A 17,910-nucleotide genomic window follows, 5' to 3' on the forward strand; every position below is an offset into this window, starting at 1 on the left:
TCATGACTGCACAACTTCCGATCGAACCGCTGCCGGTGAAGAAGTCGCCCTTGCGCTATGCGAAGTGGGGCGCCGGGCTGGTTCTTGCCGCACTCGCCGCGTGGTTCCTGTGGCAGTGGGCCAACGACATGAGCGGCATCCGCCGCGAAGCGCCGAAAGTGCCGACGATCATTCCGTTGCCGCCACCGCCACCTCCGCCGCCGGAAAAACCGCCGGAGCCGGAAACCCCGGTGGAAGAAAAAATCGTCGAGCCCGAGCCGACACCCGAGCCACAAGAGGTCAAGCCCGAGGAAGAAGCACCGCCATCGCCGGCGGACGACCTGGCCAACCCGATGCAAATGGACGGCGACGCCCAGAGCGGCAACGACGCCTTCAACATCGGTGCGGGCAAGGGCGGCGGCATGGCGGGTGCCGGTGGTGGGCGCGTGGGCAACGGCACCTACAGCCAGTTCCTCGCGTTCACTTTCCAGAAGCTGCTGCGCGAGAACCCCGACCTGCGCAACCTCGCGTTTTCGCTGCAGGCCGATGTGTGGCTGAGCAGCGTCGGCGAGATCACCCGGGTCGAGCTGATCAAGTCCAGCGGCAACCCCGAGATCGACAGTCAGGTGCTGGCGGCCTTGCGTAACGCGCCGCACCTGAGCGAACGGCCGCCGGCCTCCATCACCTTGCCTGTGCGCATGTCCCTGCAAGGGCGGCGTCCGGGTTAACCGAATTCATAAAGCTGTATGAAAAGGAGTTGTGTGCAGATGATTTCCAACGTGAATCGATTGTCCCTGGCGGTCGGCATGGTCATCGCGACCCTGGTCGGTCAGGCCGCGGCAGCGCCTGCGCCCTCGGAGAACGCCACGATCAATCTGATCCGCTTGCTGGTCGAGCAGGGCATTCTGAAACAGGACAAGGCTGACGCACTGATCGCCCAGGCCCAGAACGAAGCGGCCCAGGCCAAGCAGGCTGCGGCGTCTACCGCTGTGGCAGCCGGGCCGGTCGCAGCACCGGGCGATGTGCGGGTGCAATACGTGCCGGCCGCGGTGCGCGACCAGATCCGTGATCAGGTCAAGGCCGAGGTCATGGCCACCGCCAAGCAAGAAAACTGGGCCGCGCCCAACACCTTCCCGGACTGGGCGTCGCGCATCAGCTTCGACGGCGATATTCGTCTGCGTGACGAATCGCGCTACTACTCGGGCAGCAACAGCAACGAAATCGTCGACTTCGCCAAACTCAACAACAACGGCCCGTACGATGTGAACCCCAACAGCAGCACCGCGTTGCCGCCGTTGCTCAACACCCGTGAAGACCGTACCAACCTGTTCCGCCTGCGCGCCCGGCTGGGCATGAAAGCGGTGATTTCGCCGGAATGGACCGCCGGTATCCGCATCGGCACCGGCTCGGACAACAACCCGGTGTCGACCACCCAGAGCCTTGGCGGCGGCTTCGCCAAGAAAGACATCTGGCTCGATCAGGGTTACCTGACCTGGAAGCCGTCGGATGAACTGACCCTGACCGGTGGCCGGTTCGCCAACCCGTTCATGTCCACCGACATGCTGTATTCCAACGACCTGAACTTCGACGGCGTGGCGGCGATTTTCGACCACAAACTCAGTAGCGACTGGGGCGTGTTCGGCACCATCGGCGCGTTCCCGGTGGACTACACCAACGACACCACCACCAGCAACGGCTTCGACAAGGAAGAAAGCGACAACAAGTGGCTTTATGGCGGGCAGGTCGGCGCCAAGTGGGCGATCAACAGCAACAACCGCTTGAAAGGTGCTTTGGCTTACTACCGCTTTCAGGACATCCAGGGTCAGCGCTCGAGCCCTTGCGAGCCGTGGGCCGGCGCGCCGGGCTGCGACAGCGACGGCACGCGTGCCGCATTCATGCAGAAGGGCAACAGCGTGTTCCTGCTGCGTGACATCACGCCGAATCCGCTCAACCCGAGCACCACGCCGCAGCCGCAATTCGTTGGCCTGGCTTCGGAGTTCAACCTGCTGGACCTGAACCTCGTGTGGGACGCCGACCTGCCGGAAGACTTCAAGCTGCGCACCCAGGGCAACTACATCCACAACCTCGGCTACGACGAAGGCGACATGCGCAAGCGTGCGGCCGGGCAACTGGTCAACAACCTCGACAGCAACGGCAACATCGAAAGCGGCGCCAATGCGTGGATGGTCCAGTTCACCCTCGGCAGCGCGCTGGAGCTGAAGAAGCAGGGCGACTGGAATATGTTCGCCGGCTACAAGTACATCCAGCCTGACGCCTTGCCGGACGGTTTCAACGACTCGTCGTTCCACCTCGGCGGCACCAACGCCAAGGGCTATTTCCTGGGTGGCAACTACGGTCTGGCGAAGAACGTCTACGCCACCGGCCGCTGGATGAGCACCGAGGCGGTGTATGGCGCGCCGTTCGACATCGACGTCTTGCAGCTCGAGATCAACACGCGCTTCTAAGGCGTCGGGAGAGGGTTATGAACGCGCGATTTTTAGTGTTGGGTCTGGGCTTGATAGTCGCCAGCGGGGCCAGCGCCGAAGGCATGGAGGAACGTCTGCGCACTCAGTTGCGCAGCACCACCCAGCAGCTGCAAACCCTGCAAAGCCAGCAGGCCCAGGCCAGCGCCGCGCAGCTGGCGGCGCAGAACGAAGCCAAGGCAGCGCAGGCGCAAATCAAGCAGTTGACCGCCGAACTGGCCAAGGCCAAAGGCGTCGCCGAGCAACTGGCCGGGCAGCAGCAAAGTCTGCACAGCCAGGCTCAGGCACAGGTGGCGGCGAGTAACGAGCAGACCGGCAAGTTCAAGAAAGCCTATGACGAGCTGCTGGTCATGGCCCGTGCCAAAGAGGCAGAACGGTCTAAGCTTCAGGCGCAATTGACTGAACGTGACACACAAGTGCAGCAATGTTCGGTCAAGAATCAGCAGATGTACGGCGTGGCCAAGCAGATTCTCACCGCCTACGAAAACATCGATGTGGCCGAGGTGATGAAAATCCGCCAGCCCTTCGCCGGGAGCGCCCGGGTCAAGTTCGATGAACTGGCTCAGGGCTTCGGCGATGAGCTGTACAAGACTCAATTCGATGCGCCGCAAGCCGCGATCGCGCACTGATTAAAAGACTCATAAACAAGGAAGAAGTAATGACTCAATTGATCTCCCACGTCTCCCCGCAATCCCTGACCGACGTCCTGCAAGCCGCCGGTTATCGCGTCAACCAGACCGAACAGAACGGTATCGTCCAGTTGCTCAGCGCGAGCCAGGGCATCGGTTACGCGGTGCGTTTCGGCAACCCGGCGGTGGCGGAGCAGGGCAGCTACGTCGACTTCACCTTCAGCTGCGCCTTGCGCGTGCAGGGTGAGTTGCCGGCCGGTGTGGCCGAGCAGTGGAACGCGACCCGCCGGTTTGCCCGATTGTCGTTGCAGGGCGAGTTTCTGGTGATGGAAATGGACGTGGTGGTGGCCGCTGGCGTCAGCAGCGATTACCTGCGCGGCAACCTGGAATTGTGGGATCGCCTGCTTCAGGAGTTCATCGTGTATCTGCGTGATTTCACCCAGAACGCTGCTGCCGCCCAGGCTCCAAAGGTTGAGCAAGAGGAAGTCGCGCTGTGACGAAACCTGCCATGGTAATCAGCGCCGCTGCGGTGGCGCTGTTGGTGGTGGCCGTGGCGCTGGTTGTGCGGCCGGGCAATGACCCGGTCGCCGCCCAGCAACCGGCGCCGGTCATTGCGGCGAATGCCGGGCCGGCGGTGGCGCGGCTGGGCAATCAGCAGGTGTCGCCGGAGGAGTTGCAGGCGTTGCTGGCCGCCGTACCGCCGCAGACCCGCGATCAATTGCGCGGCAATCGTGAAGCGCTGGAGCGTTGGATTCGTTCACGCCTGGCCGAAAAGGCCGTGCTGGAACAGGCCGATGCCCAGGGCTGGGCGCAGCGTCCGGACGTGGTACGGCAGACCCGTGCGGCCACCGAGCAGATCGTGTTCCGCGACTATTTGCAGTCGGTGAGCAAAGTGCCGGCGGATTACCCGAGCGCCGCCGAGTTGCAGCAGGCGTATGACGCGGGCAAGGCCAATTGGCAGACGCCGGCGCTGTATCGGGTCAGCCAGATTTTCCTCGGCGTGAATGAGCCGCAGAATCTTGAAGCTGTGCGCAAGCAGGCGGCGGAGTTGAGCAAGAAAGCACAGGCGAGCCCGGCGGAATTTGCAGCGTTGGCCAAAGAGTTTTCCCAGGATCGCCTGACCGCTGAACGTGGCGGTGACACAGGGTTGCAGCCGTTGCAGCAACTGGTGCCGGAAGTGCGTGGTGCGGTGGCGCGGCTCAAGGTCGGCGCGGTCTCCGAACCGGTGCAAAGCAGCGCCGGGTTTCACGTGATCAAACTCACCGAGCAGCAACCGGCCCGCACCGCGACCCTCGACGAGTTGCGCGACCAACTGACTCAGGCCTTGCGTGCCCAGCGTCAGGAACAGATCGCCCAAGCGTATCTGGACGGCATGCTCAACACCGCGACCCTGAGCATCGACGGGGCCGAGCTCAACAAGGTGCTGGAGACCAAACCTTAAGCGCTGCACACCAAAACAAAGATCGACAGGGAGTCATCGATGTCATTCACCGAACCCGCAGCACGACAGAGCAGCGCCGATTTCCGCTGGCCCCGGGACAAGGAAGAACCCTGGCCGGCGCACGCCGCGACCCTCGACGGCGACGTCGCCCAATACTTTCTGGTCAGCGCCCGTTGCGGCTGCTTCATGCAGGCCGCCCGCAGCCTCAACGTGCGCTCGACCCTGTTGCGCAAGCAACTGGCGCAGCTTGAACAACAACTGCAATGCGCGCTGTTCAGCTTCCAGGGCAGTGCCTTGACCCTGACCCGCGAAGGCCAGCAATTGCAGGCGCAACTGGTTGCCCTGGCCCACGAGCGCAAACTGCCGGTGATCGAGCAGCCGCTGATAAGGCTGGCCGTCGCCGAGTCGATCCTGCACGACATCCTCGGCCGAGACCTCATTGCACTGCTGCGCCGCAACGCCAGCGTGCGCCTCGAGATCATCGCCCTCGACAGCGAATTGGCCCTGCGTGCGGTCAGTGCCGACATCGTGCTGTGGCTCGCCCATGGCGACACCCCGCATCCCGGCCCGACCTTCGCCACCAGCGAACCGCAACGCCTCGCGCAACTGGAATATCAGCCGCACATTGCCAAACGCTACTCCCGCGTGACTGCACGCCCGGAAAGCCCGGATGACCTCGCCGATTTCATGCTGGTGCAATGGCAGCATGACCGGCAGATCGACAGCTTCCGCCCCTGGAACAATCTCGTCGAGCAGCGCTTGGCTGGCGTGGTGCAGATGCAGTCTTATGAACTGATGCTGGAGATGATTCGGTGCAGCGCTTGCATCGGACTGTTGCCGATGTACATGAGCCGATTTGATCGCGGGTTGGTGGCGTTGCCTGGTTTGTTTGAGGAAGCGATGCGGTTGCAGGCGTGGCTGGCGGTGAACAGCGAATCGCAGGACGTTGGGGAAGTGCAGACCTTGGTGGAGTTGATTCAGCGAACGTTCAATGAGCGGCAGGAGTGGTTTGAGTAGGTCTCGCCAGAATCAGTTGCGCCGGTTTACAGTGACCGGCCACGCACTGGTCCAGGAGGGATCTTTCATGCCTGAGCACAACCCCGCCATTCACCTCGAACGCTTCAGCGAGTCCCACGTCGAAGGCGTCACCGCGCTTTACAACGACCCGGCCGTGACCCGGCAGGTGTTGCAGATGCCGTTTCAGTCTGCCGAAATCTGGCGCCAGCGGTTGATGCCGGAAAACGAACGCATGGTGAAACTGGTGGCGCTGCATCAAGGCGTGGTGATCGGGCATCTCGGGCTGGAGGCTTTTTCGCGGATTCGCCGCAGTCACGCCGGCAGTGTCGGCATGGCCGTTGCGGTGGCGTGGCAGGGCAAAGGTGTCGGTTCGAAGTTGTTGGCGGCGGCGCTGGACGTGGCGGACAACTGGATGAACCTGCACCGTGTCGAGCTTTCGGTGTACGCCGACAACGAGGCGGCCATCGGGCTCTATCGCAAGTTCGGCTTCGAAACCGAAGGCCTGTTCCGTGATTACGCCGTACGCGACGGACAATGGGTCGATACCCTGAGCATGGCGCGTCTGCGTCGGGTCACGGCTTGACCAACTGATCCGACTCTACGTACTGGAACGTTGCCTCAGCGGCAGGCGTCGACGGCGGAAACAAGCGAATCACCGGCACCCAGATTCTGGCGGTCGTGGAATCGTAAAAATCCTTCTGATTGCCTTGTGCCTCTGCAAGCCCGGCATTGGTGCCGCCGGCTATGAAGAAAAACGCCATGAGCGGGAGTGTGTCTTGCAGGTTCTGTGGCCAGGTCTTGATCACGATTTCATTCTGTGCGGAGAAATGCGCAGGCATCTGGCTCAACATTCCCCTTGCGCGTACCGATTGATAGAAGGGCACGCCAGCAGGTCTGCCGGTGGCCTCGGAAACGTCAAACCCGCATTGGCGCAAATGATGACTGTTGGGTGAGGTGTCCCATACATTCTTCCATTGTTCGGCGGTGGCAACCCCGGCACTCTGGCAGCGCTGACTCGTAGCAGGAAACGAGACATAAGGGCCGCAGGGCGTTGTTCGGTTCCAGGTCCAGCCATCTATCGGAAACGAGCAAAGCACATCGAGATCAACCTTGTCCCCGGGGGCGCCGAAGATCGGGTACAGCATGAAACCGTTGCCTTTGCCCCAGGCCAGGCGCCCAAATTTCGAGTCGGCCCTGAGGTAGGAAAACGAAACCCCTCCGTTTTTGACTGAAGTCGGACTGGGATTCCAGACATGATGGGTGTCGCCGGGATTCTTGTCCGTGACTCGAAAGATGATGCCGGAGCATAGAAACGCAGGTCGATTGTCGTTCTTGTCGCAGTTCGGAAACTGGCGGTTATAGAGCGTGTTCAACAATTCGACCACTTGGGGGCCGGTCATCGCAGCGTGCGGGTTGTTGCTGGCAATCTGTGGGAGCGTTGACTGGGTGTCGACCTGGGTACAACCGAGAAGTATTGCAATCAGTAGCGCTTGAACGATGTGCTTCACGCTGATTGCTTTCAGGCTGCTCATCTTGAATGTCCTTATGCTGTTCAAGGGGCCACTTCAGGCAACGGCTCTTCATGGTTGCAGCCTGCTGCCACGGTTTTTGTAAGTCCTACATCCGGGCGCCAGGGCTCCAGGTTCCACTCCGGTTTGTCCCGCGCAACCATCAAATGGCAAATCAATTGGTGGCGCAGGCCGTGGGTGTTCGTCCAGTAACGGCTGTTGGAATAATCACGGGTGAGTTCATCCCACAAATAGGCCGTGCCTTCCGGTGGTGTTCGTCTGGCGCAGTCGGTTGGCTTGATGGAAATCGTCCACTCGTAGTTCCGGTATATCCATCGCGCGCTGGCGACGTAACTCGAGCAACGCTCCACCGTCTGGATGTAGCTGTCCGCTGCGGAGCGGGGGGATGTGCGAGCTTCAGGTGGCAGGGTCGCTACTTGCGCGCAGCCAACGAGCAGCATCAGGGGCAGTATGCTGATTATTTTGTGCATGACTTGATCCTCGGCCCGTTTAACGGGCCGGCGGGTTCTCGGTGTTGTTATTGAAGAGGGGCCTTCTTAGAGGAATATCTTCAAATACGGCGAAAAAATGATGGGGTCCGTGCTACCCGTACGCCTGATGGAGTAGTTGAAATAGCCGGTCTTGCCTGGGTTGCTGCTCACCCAGCCTGCCGGAATACTGAAGTCCATATAGGGACCCTGGACGTAAGGAATCTCGTTGCTGTCGAGACGTGTCTGACCATCGATGGTTAATGAGATACGTGCCGTATATGGCGCCTCGAGGGGATTTGGGGCGTAAAGCCTGAGGTTGTTTCTGGCAGCGTTGATCGTGGGTACGCCACAGATGTGCCGCTGTGGGGTGATGTTGACATCCCGATCAAACGACGGGAGATCCTGCGTTGTGTTCGGTAGCCTGACGTAGTACCTGAACTGAATCTTGTTGGCGATCGAGTCGATAATCACTCGGCGTGGAATCAAAACAAGCAATTCCTGCCCGGCGGCAGGACCTGGCTGGGGAGTAGTCGTATAGGTTTCGGCGCGTCCTATGCATTCAACGTAGACTCTTTGTGCTGGATCAGAGCCCGTGTACTTTACCTTCACCGTAGCGTGTGGCGCGGAGTAAAAGTCATTGTTGAAATCCAGGAGATTACCGTTAGATAACTTGGCTTCCTGTACATCGGGTTTTGTCAGGATCAGCGCCGGCTGTTTCACATGCACATCGATGTAGGTGGGTGCTGACCAGATGGCTTGCGGGCCTGAGGAGTTGCCGAGACTGTCGGTCACTCGGAAACGAATGGCGAACCGTTGATTGTCCTGCCAGAAATCCTTGGCGAAGAGCTTTATCACTACTCGACCCAGTTGCGTCTCTGTTGCACTCACTTTATGCGGATAGGTTCGACCGTCCAGATCAAGATTGATGTCGTCGCCTTCTCGCATGTAGGTGTAGGTGAGTGTGGCGTCGACTCCGTTTGCAGCCTCTGTGGGGCCCACGTTTGTGTGGGACATGGACAGGATAAGATTCCGATTGTCCCCGGAGCCTGCGACCTCTCCTCCCGGGCGCGGTGTGTGGACGAGGACCAAAAGGTCAATTGAATCCGTTCCTCCGGGCTGGACTGTGTTTGTGACCCGCACGACCAGCGTGTTGATTCCATCAGTCAAAAAAGCTTTAAGCACGGAATAGTCGAAAGACTTGCCTACGTCCCCCGTTCCAATGGTTTTCATGAATTGGGGAGTACCGTTGTTGATGATCAAATACGCAGAATCGTTTATCGCCTGTGCGTCCCACGGGATAATCTCAAGGCGCAGCAGATCGCCGGGTGAGGTGAAGAGTGCAAGTGGTGCGCCGTAGTGAGGTTTCACAGCGGGGTTGGGGTAGTAAATGGGGCTCTGAATTCCCCCGACAACCTTGGCGGGATACACCACAAATGGACTGTTCATCTTCTGCACTCCGGTATTCGTGACGGTAGTTGCATGAGCTGCAACGGGTACCGTCATCAAACACTGCCCATCCCAGCGTGCCTACTGTCAGATCTGACAGGTAAACCCCGAAAAAAGCAGCCGTTCGTCGTAATCTCCGGAGAACAGGCGGTTAACACGTCCAGGCTTTGTCGTACGCCCCGACGCAGAACCTGCCATGATCGACCTTCGCGGTATCGCTACTCTCCGAGGGCAATCAAATGGACGACGTACAGCAACTGGGCGAAATGCTTCGCCACTATGCCGACAGCGAAGCGCACAAGAAGCAATTGTTCGAGACGCAGTCAGCGACCTGGGCCACACGGATCACCGAGTTGTTCGGGCAGATTCAGCAATGGCTGGAGCCGGTGCAGGTGCCGGGGTTGCTGGAGGTGAGTCGGGAGGCGTACGTGGCGTTCGGGCCGAGCATTCCGGTTGAGACGTCAACCTTCAAGACTGAGAAGCTGAGCATCGTGATCGCCGGCAAACCGGTGGAGTTCGTGCCGGATGTGATGGGCAGTGGCGGGCAGATTTCGTTGGCGGTGATGGGGCTGACGGCGGCGCGGTACGGGAGTGTTTCGCTGGTGGGGTTGCCCAATGGTGATTGGCAGTGGCGTAAGACCAATGGGTTGAAGGATCCGGATACGTTTTTGTTTGATGCGAATTTTCTGGCGCAGCAGCTGCAGAGCCTGATTCCCCGAGACCGCACCTAAGATCAAGAGCCACCCCCTCACCCCAGCCCTCTCCCCCAAGGGGGCGAGGGGGAAAGGGAGCAGATTTTTGTTGTTTTCAATATTGAGTTCGACGGAAAGGGAGCAGATCGGGGGCTTTTCAGTTTTTGAGTTTGGCTCGATATTTCAGGTCGGTGTATTTCGAGTAAACAACTCGGTCAGTTCCCTCTCCCTCCGGGAGAGGGTTAGGGTGAGGGGCAGTTCGACTGACACACCTCACATTTCGAGATTGACCCACCCCGGCTTCGCCACCTCCGGCGCCACCGCTTTCACGGTTTTACCGGTGGCCAACTCAACCCGCCGAGCCACCTCCGGATCATCGGCAAACGGCGTCAGACTCGCATCATCCAGGCTTTCAGCCGTTTCGTGACGCAAGCAATACTCCACCGACAGCCACAAAAACAGCACGCCCAACACATTCAAAAAAACATCGAACATGACCGGCTCCCTTGATCAGGCGATCTGCGCATCACGGTGGGCAATCGCGACATCTGCCACCCGCACGGTGCGCCATACGTTGTAGGCCATCAGCAACATGCCCGTCAGGAAGAACACCCCACCGGCAAACCGTACGACAAACCCCGGATGGCTGGCCTGCAGCGCTTCGACGAACGAGTAGGTCAGCGTGCCGTCCTCGTTGATCGCCCGCCACATCAGGCCCTGGGTGATGCCGTTGACCCACATCGAAGCGATGTACAACACCGTGCCGATGGTCGCCAGCCAGAAGTGCAGGTTGATCAGCGGTGTGCTGTGCATCCGTTCGCGGCCGAAGACCTTGGGCACCATGTGATAGGTCGCGCCGAAGGTGATCATCGCCACCCAGCCGAGGGCGCCGGCGTGTACGTGGCCGATGGTCCAGTCGGTGTAGTGGGAGAGGGCGTTGACAGTCTTGATCGCCATCATCGGGCCTTCGAACGTCGACATGCCGTAGAACGCCAGCGACAGGACGAGGAAGCGCAGGATCGGGTCGGTGCGCAACTGATGCCAGGCGCCCGACAGGGTCATCATCCCGTTGATCATCCCACCCCAGCTCGGCGCCAGCAGGATCAGCGACATCGCCATCCCCAGCGACTGCGCCCAGTCTGGCAACGCGGTGTAGTGCAAATGGTGCGGGCCGGCCCAGATGTACAGGGTGATCAGCGCCCAGAAGTGCACGATCGACAACCGGTACGAATACACCGGCCGATTGACCTGTTTCGGCACGAAGTAATACATCATCCCGAGGAACCCGGTGGTCAGGAAGAACCCCACTGCGTTGTGCCCGTACCACCACTGCACCATGGCGTCGGTGGCGCCGGAATACACCGGATAGGACTTGAACCAGTCCACTGGAATCGACAAGTGATTGACCACGTGCAGCATGGCGATCACCAGGATGAACGCGCCGAAGAACCAGTTGCCGACGTAGATGTGTTTGGTCTTGCGCTGTACCACGGTGGTGAAGAACACCACGGCATACGCGACCCAGACCACCGCCATCCACACCGCGCCGGAGAATTCGATCTCGGCGTATTCCTTGGTGGTGGTGTAGCCCATCGGCAGGGTGACCAGCATGATCACGATCACCGATTGCCAGCCCCAGAAAGTGAAGGCTGCGAGTTTGTCCGAGTACAGCCGCACCTGGCAGGTCCGCTGCACGGCGTAGTAACTGGCGGCGAATTGTGCGCTGCCGGCGAAGCCGAAAATCACCAGACTGGTGTGCAACGGTCGCAAGCGGCCGAAGGTGGTCCACGGCAGGTCCAGATTCATGTCCGGCCATACCAGTTGCGAGGCGATCCATACCCCCATCGCCATGCCCACGACACCCCAGAAAACAGTCGCGATGACGAATTGGCGGACGACCTTGTAGTTATAAGCCTGTCCGATTGTTGCTGTGCTCATGGTCAATTCTTCCACGGTTGCAAAGTCTTGCCAGGCCACCCGGTCTGGCACGAGCTGCACTGTAGAAACCCCACCGGAAACAAAACAGGCTCAGGAATTGTTCATTTATGCGGATCAGATCGAAGCGCTGCCTGCGGCCATCTGCCGCGCCCTGATACGGTTTTTATGTGTTCAGGTGAATCTGTTGTGCACTGCGCCGTTCGTCCATAGTCAGGGAAAATACTGTGGGAACGGGCGAACCCGAGATAGCGCCAGACGCGAACTGGCGCTATCTCGGGTTCGCCCGTTCCCACAGGAATCTGTGCATTCCTGATGAGGTAGCCGATGTATCAATACGATGATTACGACCGGGCACTGGTGTTCGAGCGCGTTGCGCAGTTTCGCGATCAGGTCGAGCGCTTCATGGCCGGGGAGTTGAGCGAAGAAGAGTTCCTGCCGCTGCGTCTGCAAAACGGCCTGTATATGCAAAAGCACGCTTACATGCTGCGGGTGGCCATTCCTTACGGCACGCTGAGCGCCGAACAGATGCGCACATTGGCGAGCATTGCCAGTGACTACGATCGTGGCTACGGCCACTTCACCACGCGGCAGAACATGCAGTTCAACTGGATCGAACTGCACGAGGTGCCGGACATTCTCGAACGTCTGGCGCAGGTCAACATGCACGCGATCCAGACCTCGGGCAACTGCGTGCGCAACATCACCACCGAAGCCTTCGCCGGGGTCGCGGCGGACGAGTTGATCGACCCGCGTCCGCTGGCGGAGATCCTGCGGCAATGGTCGACGATCAACCCGGAATTCCTGTTCCTGCCGCGCAAGTTCAAAATCGCCATCTGCTCGGCGAAGCAGGATCGCGCGGCGATCATGATGCATGACATCGGCCTCTACCTTTACCCCGGCCGCGACGGGCAGATGCTGCTGCGAGTGATCGTTGGCGGTGGTCTGGGGCGCACGCCGATTCTCGGTCTGCAGATCCGCGACGGTTTGCCGTGGCAGCACTTGCTGTCTTACGTCGAGGCGGTGCTGCGGGTCTACAACCGTCACGGTCGACGGGACAACAAGTACAAGGCGCGGATCAAGATTCTGGTCAAGGCGCTGGGTATCGAGGCGTTCGCCAAGGAAGTCGAAGAAGAATGGCAACACCTCAAGGATGGCCCGGCGCAACTGACCGAGGACGAATACCTGCGGGTTGCCAACGCCTTTGTCCCACCGAGCTACCGGACTCTGGCGGGCACCGATCTGGATTTCGGCACGCACCTGGCCGACAACCCGGCGTTCGCCCGTTGGGTTGCGCGCAATGTGCAACCGCACAAGGTGCCGGGCTACACCAGCGTGGTGCTGTCGACCAAACCGGGCCTGGCCTCGCCGCCGGGGGATGTAACCGGTTTGCAGATGCTGGCGGTGGCCGACTGGTCCGAGCGTTTCGGTTTCGGCGAAATCCGTATCGCCCACGAGCAGAACATCGTCCTGCCGGATGTGCCCAAATCCGAGCTGTATGCGCTGTGGCAACTGGCGAAAGAGCAAGGGCTGGGCGCCGCCAACGTCGGCCTGCTGACCGACATCATTGCTTGCCCCGGTGGCGATTTCTGTGCGCTGGCCAACGCCAAGTCGATCCCGATTGCCCAGGCGATTCAGGCGCGTTTCGACAACCTCGATTACCTGCACGACCTCGGTGATATCAGCCTGAACATTTCCGGCTGCATGAACGCCTGCGGCCATCACCACATCGGCAACATCGGGATTCTCGGCGTCGACAAGAACGGCAGCGAGTGGTACCAGATCACCCTCGGCGGGTCGCAGGGCAAGAACAGCGCGCTGGGTAAAGTCATTGGCCCGTCGTTCAGCGCTGCTGAAGTGCCGCAAGTGATCGAACGGATCATCGGCACCTTCGTGCGCTACCGCGAGAGTGAAGAGCTGTTTGTCGATACCGTGGCGCGCATCGGGCTGGAGCCGTTCAAGGAACGGGTCTACCCGAAAACGCTGGAGGTGTCGGCATGAACAACCTGCTGCGGATGGAGGCGAGCGGGGCGCGGATTGTGCTCGACGATCCATGGACGCTGATCCGTTCACCGGATACGGATGGCGCCGCTGACATGTCGATTCTGCCGCTGACCCACTGGCTCGAATCACCCTCGACCCATGCAGTCTGGCTGGGCCCGGACGACGGCGTCGAAAGCCTGCTGCCGTGGTTGGCATCGCTGCCGCTGATTGCCCTCGATTTCCCGAGTTTTCGCGACGGGCGCGCCTACAGTCAGGCTTATCTGCTGCGCAGCCGTTTTGGCTGGAAAGGCGAATTGCGGGCGATTGGCGATGTGCTGCGCGATCAACTGAGCCACATGCGCCAGTGCGGGTTCGACAGCTTCGCCGTGCGCGAGGACAAATCCGCCGAGGATGCGCTCAAGGGGTTGGCGGGGATGAGCGTGTTGTACGGGCGCTCCGTCATCGAGCCGCGACCGTTGTTCAGGCGGCGTTGAAGCGAGGCCCGCACAGGGGAAACCCTTAGAACCCTTACAAATCGGGGATTTTTCCTTGGGTCGATGGTGGCCTTTTGGTAGAGTCCCCGTCGCCAGCGGGTTTTCGGCTGGACGACGGAACGAAGAAGGGAGTCTGTTTGTGAGTGCGGGCAAGAAGATCTTGGGCCTGACGGCGTTGCTGTTGATGCTGACGTTGTGGGCCGGTTACATCTACGTATTCAACGAAAGCCGTGGCGGTCAGCTCGGCGGTGTCGGCGAAAGCACCGCGTGGTGCGGCACGCCGCCGTCCTCGGATGCGGCGCTGCTGGGCAAGGATCAGTTGACCTTGCGCATCACCAACAACCTGCGCGGCGAGTTCATGCTCAGCGGTGCGGTGGTGGTGTCCGAACGCACCTTCAACCGCTATGACCTGGGCCGCAACGAACTGCGTCTTCGCCTGGAACCGTTGCAGTGGACTTACGGCGCCACGCCGATCTTCCTTGAGCAAGTGAAGGTCCTGCCGCTGAGTCGCAACCTCGCCTCGACTGACAAGAGTGCCTTCGCCCAGCTCGAGTCGCGCCCGATCAGTGTTCAGGGGCGGGTCACCGAGTTTCCTTTCGATACTTATCGCTACGGCTACAAACCAGTCCTGTACTACCTCAAGGGCAACGAGCGTGTCGACCTGCGCTTCAAGAACATCACCACGCTGATGGAGATGTCCAACACCTTCACGCCGATCCAGAAATACAACCGCGCCGACTACATCAACGAGAAAAACGTGATGGTCCGCGACGAGGACTACAAAGCCTACGGCCACCACGAATGCGCCTTCAGCGTCGAGCGCAAAGGCGCGTTCAAGGTTGTGGTGCTGTTGATGCTGCTGGTGTTGTGCCTGCCGTTGCTGCTGGTGTTCTACCGTGATGAGCCGGGGATCGACTTCCTCGCCACGCTGGTGGGGATCGGCGTGGTGCGCACGGTGCTGGTGGGGCCGGTGCAGGATTTCCAGCTGTACAACATCGACTTCCTGTTTGGCGCGGCGTTGTTGCTGGTGGGCACGGTTTCGCTGATCAAGGCGATGCGGTTGAATAGTCGGCGGGAGATGGCGTTGAGGAGCGGGGAAACCTCTACTTGGTAGTCCTTGGGCTGCGCGAAAGTCAAAAGCTCCCTCACCCCAGCCCTCTCCCGGAGGGAGAGGGGGCCGATCGAGTTGTGCTGCTGAATACATCGACCTGAAAAAGTGTGTCGATTATGGATTCAAGGCAGATCGTTCAAGTCGGTGTATCTCTCAAATATCCCCGGTTCGGTTCCCTCTCCCTTCGGGAGAGGGCTAGGGTGAGGGCTACGATCTCCAGCCGATCACTTCAACGCCGGATCCCCCATATTCATCCTCTTCCACCCCTGCAACAAAACCTGCGCCTTCGGCTCCTGCCCGCTGTCCAGATACCACTGAATCAGCGACAACCGCGCATTGCGGTTCGCAGGCTGCACCTTGAGCAGTTTCTCCAGTTGCTCGTTCGCCTGATCCACCTTGCCGCTGTCATGCAACGCCACCGCCAGCACGTAACCGTATTGCGCGTTCTGCGGTTCCAGTTGTGCGGCTTTGCCAAGCGCCGACATGGCTTCAATGGTTTTGCCCGCGCGAATCAGTGACAGGCCTCGGGTGTGCTGCAGCAGGGCCGAGTCAGGGTGTTCCTTGAGGCTGGCATCGAGCAGTTGCTGCGCCTGCGAGCCACGACCGTTGGCCTCCAGCCATTGCACCAGCGTGACCAGCGCCGGGTAGAAGTCCGGGTCGCGCTTCAGCGCTGTTCGCAACAGACCTTCAACTTCCGAGCCGCGACCGCTGGCCTGATAGAGCATCGCCAGGTTCAGGTTGGCTTCGGCGCGTTCGGCCAGGCTCTTCTGCACGGCTTCGTACTCGGCAATCGCCGCGTCCCAATTGGCCTGAGCCGGGCCCAGGCCATTGCGGGCCACGCTCAGCAAATCCCGCGCCGCGACGATTCGTACTGCTTTCACCGGATCACCGAGCAACGGCGTCAACAGCGGCAAGCGCTCTGGCGGTGGCAGGAACGCGCTGATTGCCCGCACCGCGCTTTCGCGTACCTGTGGCGCCGGGTGCTTCAGGTCCGTGGTCGCCAGTTTCAGCGCCTGTTCACTTGGATAGAGTGGCAATTCCGCGAGCAATGTCGCTCGCTGGATCGCCGGCAGGTTGCTGCGCTGCAATTGCTCGTACAAGGCTTGTGCGGCGCCGGGCTGGCCGTTGCGAATCAGCCACAGGCTCTCGTCGTAACGCGGCGCTTGAGGTTCGGTCGAGGCAGTCCACAGTTTGAATTGCGCGGTGACCTTGTCGCCGGCCTTGCCCTGATGACAGGTCAGGCAGGCGTCTGGCGTGCCGAGCTTTTGCGCACGCTCCGGGTTGGGGATGCTGAAGCTGTGGTCATGCCGGAAGTCGTTGCCCATGTAGAACTTGCCGGGCATGTGGCAATCCACGCATTGCGAGCCGGGCTGGCCCATGGTGTGGCGGGTGTGTTCGATGGAGTCGTAGTTCTTCGCTTGCAGGCCCTGGCCATCGACGCCTTCGACCGAGGTCTTGCCGGCGCTGTTGTGGCATTGCAGGCACACCGCGTTGCCCGGTGCTTTCAGCTCGGTGCTGTGGGGGTTGTGGCAGTTGCTGCAGCGCACGCCCTTGTCGAACATTTTGCTCTGGGCGAAGGAGCCGTGTTCGAACACTTCGTCCTTGATCTTGCCGTCCAGCGCATACAGCTCGCGGGTCAGGGTGCTGGGCAGGTAATCGTCCATCAGCCGTTTGCCGACGGTGTAGCCATCGCCCAGCGGCGCGCGGCGAGCGTGGCAGCGGGCGCAGGTTTCGATCTCGACGGTGGCGTTCTTGTCCTTGAGATCGACGTCGAAGCCGGCGTGAATCAGGTCGGTTTTCTTCGCCGTCCATTGCAGATGATTCGATGCCGGCCCATGACAGGCCTGGCAACCGACGCCGAGGCTGTTCCAGTGGCTGGCGAAGGTGTTGCTGGCCGCGTCGAAATTGCGCTTGAACCCGGTGGTGTGGCACTCGACGCACATGAAGTTGGCGTTCTGGCTCGGCTTGCTCCAGTGCAGCGGATTCTTGAAGTTCACGCCCTGGCCGGGGTAAAGGTGAAACCAGCGGTTTTTCTCGGTATCCCAGGCGACGCCAAGGGCCTGCAAGCGGCCTTCACCGACTTCGATCAGGTATTGCTGAAGCGGCGCGATGCCGAAGGTGTAGGCGACTTTGAAGTCGGCGTTCTTGCCGTCGACGCCAGGTGTATTGACCCAGAACTCGTCGCCCTTGCGCGCGAAACGGGTGGATTCGTTTTCAGCGTTGAAGGTGACATTGTTGAAGTCACCGAGCATGGTTTCGGCATTCGCCGGTTGCATCGCCAACTGATGATGGGAGCCTTGCCAGTCCTTGACCTGTTCCTGGTGACAGCCCTGACATTGCTGTTCATCAACCATGGACGCGGGCAGTGTTGCTGCAGGTTTGGCCGCTACCGCAACAGGCGTGCTGACCGGCACGGCTTTGACCGGTGCCGGAGCGGGGCTGAACAGAAACCAGCCGATCCCCGCCACGGCCGCGAGCAGCAGGCCAATGGTGACAGGAAACAGGTAGCGTGAAATCGAGGTCGGTGAAGCATCAGGCTGGCGCGGTGCATCGTTATTTTTATGCTTGGGCATTGCGACTTCCGTAGTCCAGGTGCATTGGCCTTCTGGCGTGCGTTCAAGCTCGATGCAGCTTTGCCGGATGCCCGGCATCTGTCAAATGACCGTTGTGAACCGGCACACGGCACCGCGCCAATATTGTG

The 17,910-nt window shown here is 60.4% G+C and carries 17 protein-coding genes; 11 read left to right on the forward strand and 6 right to left on the reverse strand.

Annotated elements, in window-relative coordinates; translation table 11 throughout:
* Positions 1–2 precede the first annotated feature (2 nt).
* From AC07N4_RS01120 to AC07N4_RS01150, 7 genes are all read left to right on the forward strand, one after another.
* The gene (locus AC07N4_RS01120; protein WP_493064735.1) at positions 3–707 is read left to right on the forward strand and encodes an energy transducer TonB family protein; all 705 of its coding nucleotides are present in this window, start codon (positions 3–5) and stop codon (positions 705–707) included.
* 39 nt (positions 708–746) lie between these two features.
* Entirely contained in the window at positions 747–2,444 is a 1,698-nt protein-coding gene (locus AC07N4_RS01125; protein WP_096821812.1) for a putative porin, read from the forward strand.
* 17 nt (positions 2,445–2,461) lie between these two features.
* On the forward strand, positions 2,462–3,091 hold the full coding sequence (locus tag AC07N4_RS01130; RefSeq protein WP_096821813.1) for a DNA repair protein: 630 nt from the start codon (positions 2,462–2,464) through the stop codon (positions 3,089–3,091).
* A 29-nt stretch (positions 3,092–3,120) separates the two neighbouring features.
* Positions 3,121–3,588 (forward strand): YbjN domain-containing protein, encoded by a 468-nt coding sequence (locus AC07N4_RS01135; RefSeq protein ID WP_007955105.1) that lies wholly within the window; start codon positions 3,121–3,123, stop codon positions 3,586–3,588.
* 11 nt (positions 3,589–3,599) lie between these two features.
* Complete coding sequence (locus AC07N4_RS01140; RefSeq protein ID WP_493065193.1) at positions 3,600–4,532, forward strand: peptidylprolyl isomerase; 933 nt, start codon at positions 3,600–3,602, stop codon at positions 4,530–4,532.
* A gap of 39 nt (positions 4,533–4,571) precedes the next feature.
* Positions 4,572–5,549 carry a LysR family transcriptional regulator gene (locus AC07N4_RS01145; RefSeq protein ID WP_102622316.1) on the forward strand — a complete coding sequence of 326 codons (978 nt, stop codon included), beginning with the start codon at positions 4,572–4,574 and terminating at the stop codon, positions 5,547–5,549.
* 67 nt (positions 5,550–5,616) lie between these two features.
* Positions 5,617–6,132 carry a GNAT family N-acetyltransferase gene (locus tag AC07N4_RS01150; RefSeq protein WP_493064736.1) on the forward strand — a complete coding sequence of 172 codons (516 nt, stop codon included), beginning with the start codon at positions 5,617–5,619 and terminating at the stop codon, positions 6,130–6,132.
* Here AC07N4_RS01150 and AC07N4_RS01155 read toward each other — a convergent pair.
* From AC07N4_RS01155 to AC07N4_RS01165, 3 genes are all read right to left on the reverse strand, one after another.
* On the reverse strand, positions 6,122–7,081 hold the full coding sequence (locus AC07N4_RS01155) for a halovibrin HvnC (protein ID WP_493064737.1): 960 nt from the start codon (positions 7,079–7,081) through the stop codon (positions 6,122–6,124). The two genes, AC07N4_RS01150 and AC07N4_RS01155, sit on opposite strands and share 11 nt — an antisense overlap.
* A gap of 20 nt (positions 7,082–7,101) precedes the next feature.
* The gene (locus AC07N4_RS01160) at positions 7,102–7,548 is read right to left on the reverse strand and encodes a DUF2599 domain-containing protein (protein ID WP_493064738.1); all 447 of its coding nucleotides are present in this window, start codon (positions 7,546–7,548) and stop codon (positions 7,102–7,104) included.
* Positions 7,549–7,614: 66 nt separating this feature from the next.
* Complete coding sequence (locus tag AC07N4_RS01165) at positions 7,615–8,994, reverse strand: hypothetical protein (RefSeq protein ID WP_493064739.1); 1,380 nt, start codon at positions 8,992–8,994, stop codon at positions 7,615–7,617.
* Between the two features lie 239 nt (positions 8,995–9,233).
* Between AC07N4_RS01165 and AC07N4_RS01170 the strand changes: the two genes are divergently transcribed.
* Entirely contained in the window at positions 9,234–9,725 is a 492-nt protein-coding gene (locus tag AC07N4_RS01170; RefSeq protein ID WP_493064740.1) for a hypothetical protein, read from the forward strand.
* A 234-nt stretch (positions 9,726–9,959) separates the two neighbouring features.
* On the opposite strand, the gene AC07N4_RS01175 is transcribed toward AC07N4_RS01170, so the two are convergent.
* On the reverse strand, positions 9,960–10,181 hold the full coding sequence (locus AC07N4_RS01175) for a cbb3-type cytochrome c oxidase subunit 3 (RefSeq protein ID WP_493064741.1): 222 nt from the start codon (positions 10,179–10,181) through the stop codon (positions 9,960–9,962).
* Positions 10,182–10,196: 15 nt separating this feature from the next.
* Positions 10,197–11,624, reverse strand: coding sequence for a cytochrome-c oxidase, cbb3-type subunit I (gene ccoN / locus AC07N4_RS01180; protein ID WP_493064742.1), 1,428 nt, complete (start codon positions 11,622–11,624; stop codon positions 10,197–10,199).
* 324 nt (positions 11,625–11,948) lie between these two features.
* On the opposite strand from ccoN, the gene AC07N4_RS01185 reads away from it, so the two are divergent.
* The 3 genes from AC07N4_RS01185 (at position 11,949) to AC07N4_RS01195 (ending at position 15,212) form a co-directional block, all read left to right on the forward strand.
* Positions 11,949–13,622 carry a nitrite/sulfite reductase gene (locus AC07N4_RS01185; protein ID WP_493064743.1) on the forward strand — a complete coding sequence of 558 codons (1,674 nt, stop codon included), beginning with the start codon at positions 11,949–11,951 and terminating at the stop codon, positions 13,620–13,622.
* The gene (locus AC07N4_RS01190; RefSeq protein ID WP_102621385.1) at positions 13,619–14,098 is read left to right on the forward strand and encodes a DUF934 domain-containing protein; all 480 of its coding nucleotides are present in this window, start codon (positions 13,619–13,621) and stop codon (positions 14,096–14,098) included. Before AC07N4_RS01185 ends, AC07N4_RS01190 begins: the two co-directional genes overlap by 4 nt.
* A gap of 139 nt (positions 14,099–14,237) precedes the next feature.
* A complete protein-coding gene (locus AC07N4_RS01195) occupies positions 14,238–15,212 on the forward strand; it encodes a hypothetical protein (RefSeq protein ID WP_493064744.1) in 975 nt (324 codons plus the stop codon).
* A 221-nt stretch (positions 15,213–15,433) separates the two neighbouring features.
* Here the strand turns inward: AC07N4_RS01195 and AC07N4_RS01200 are convergent, their stop codons facing one another.
* On the reverse strand, positions 15,434–17,782 hold the full coding sequence (locus AC07N4_RS01200) for a tetratricopeptide repeat protein (protein WP_493064745.1): 2,349 nt from the start codon (positions 17,780–17,782) through the stop codon (positions 15,434–15,436).
* Positions 17,783–17,910: the final 128 nt, after the last annotated feature.

Source organism: Pseudomonas sp. GW821-FHT09E04, assembly GCF_059416185.1.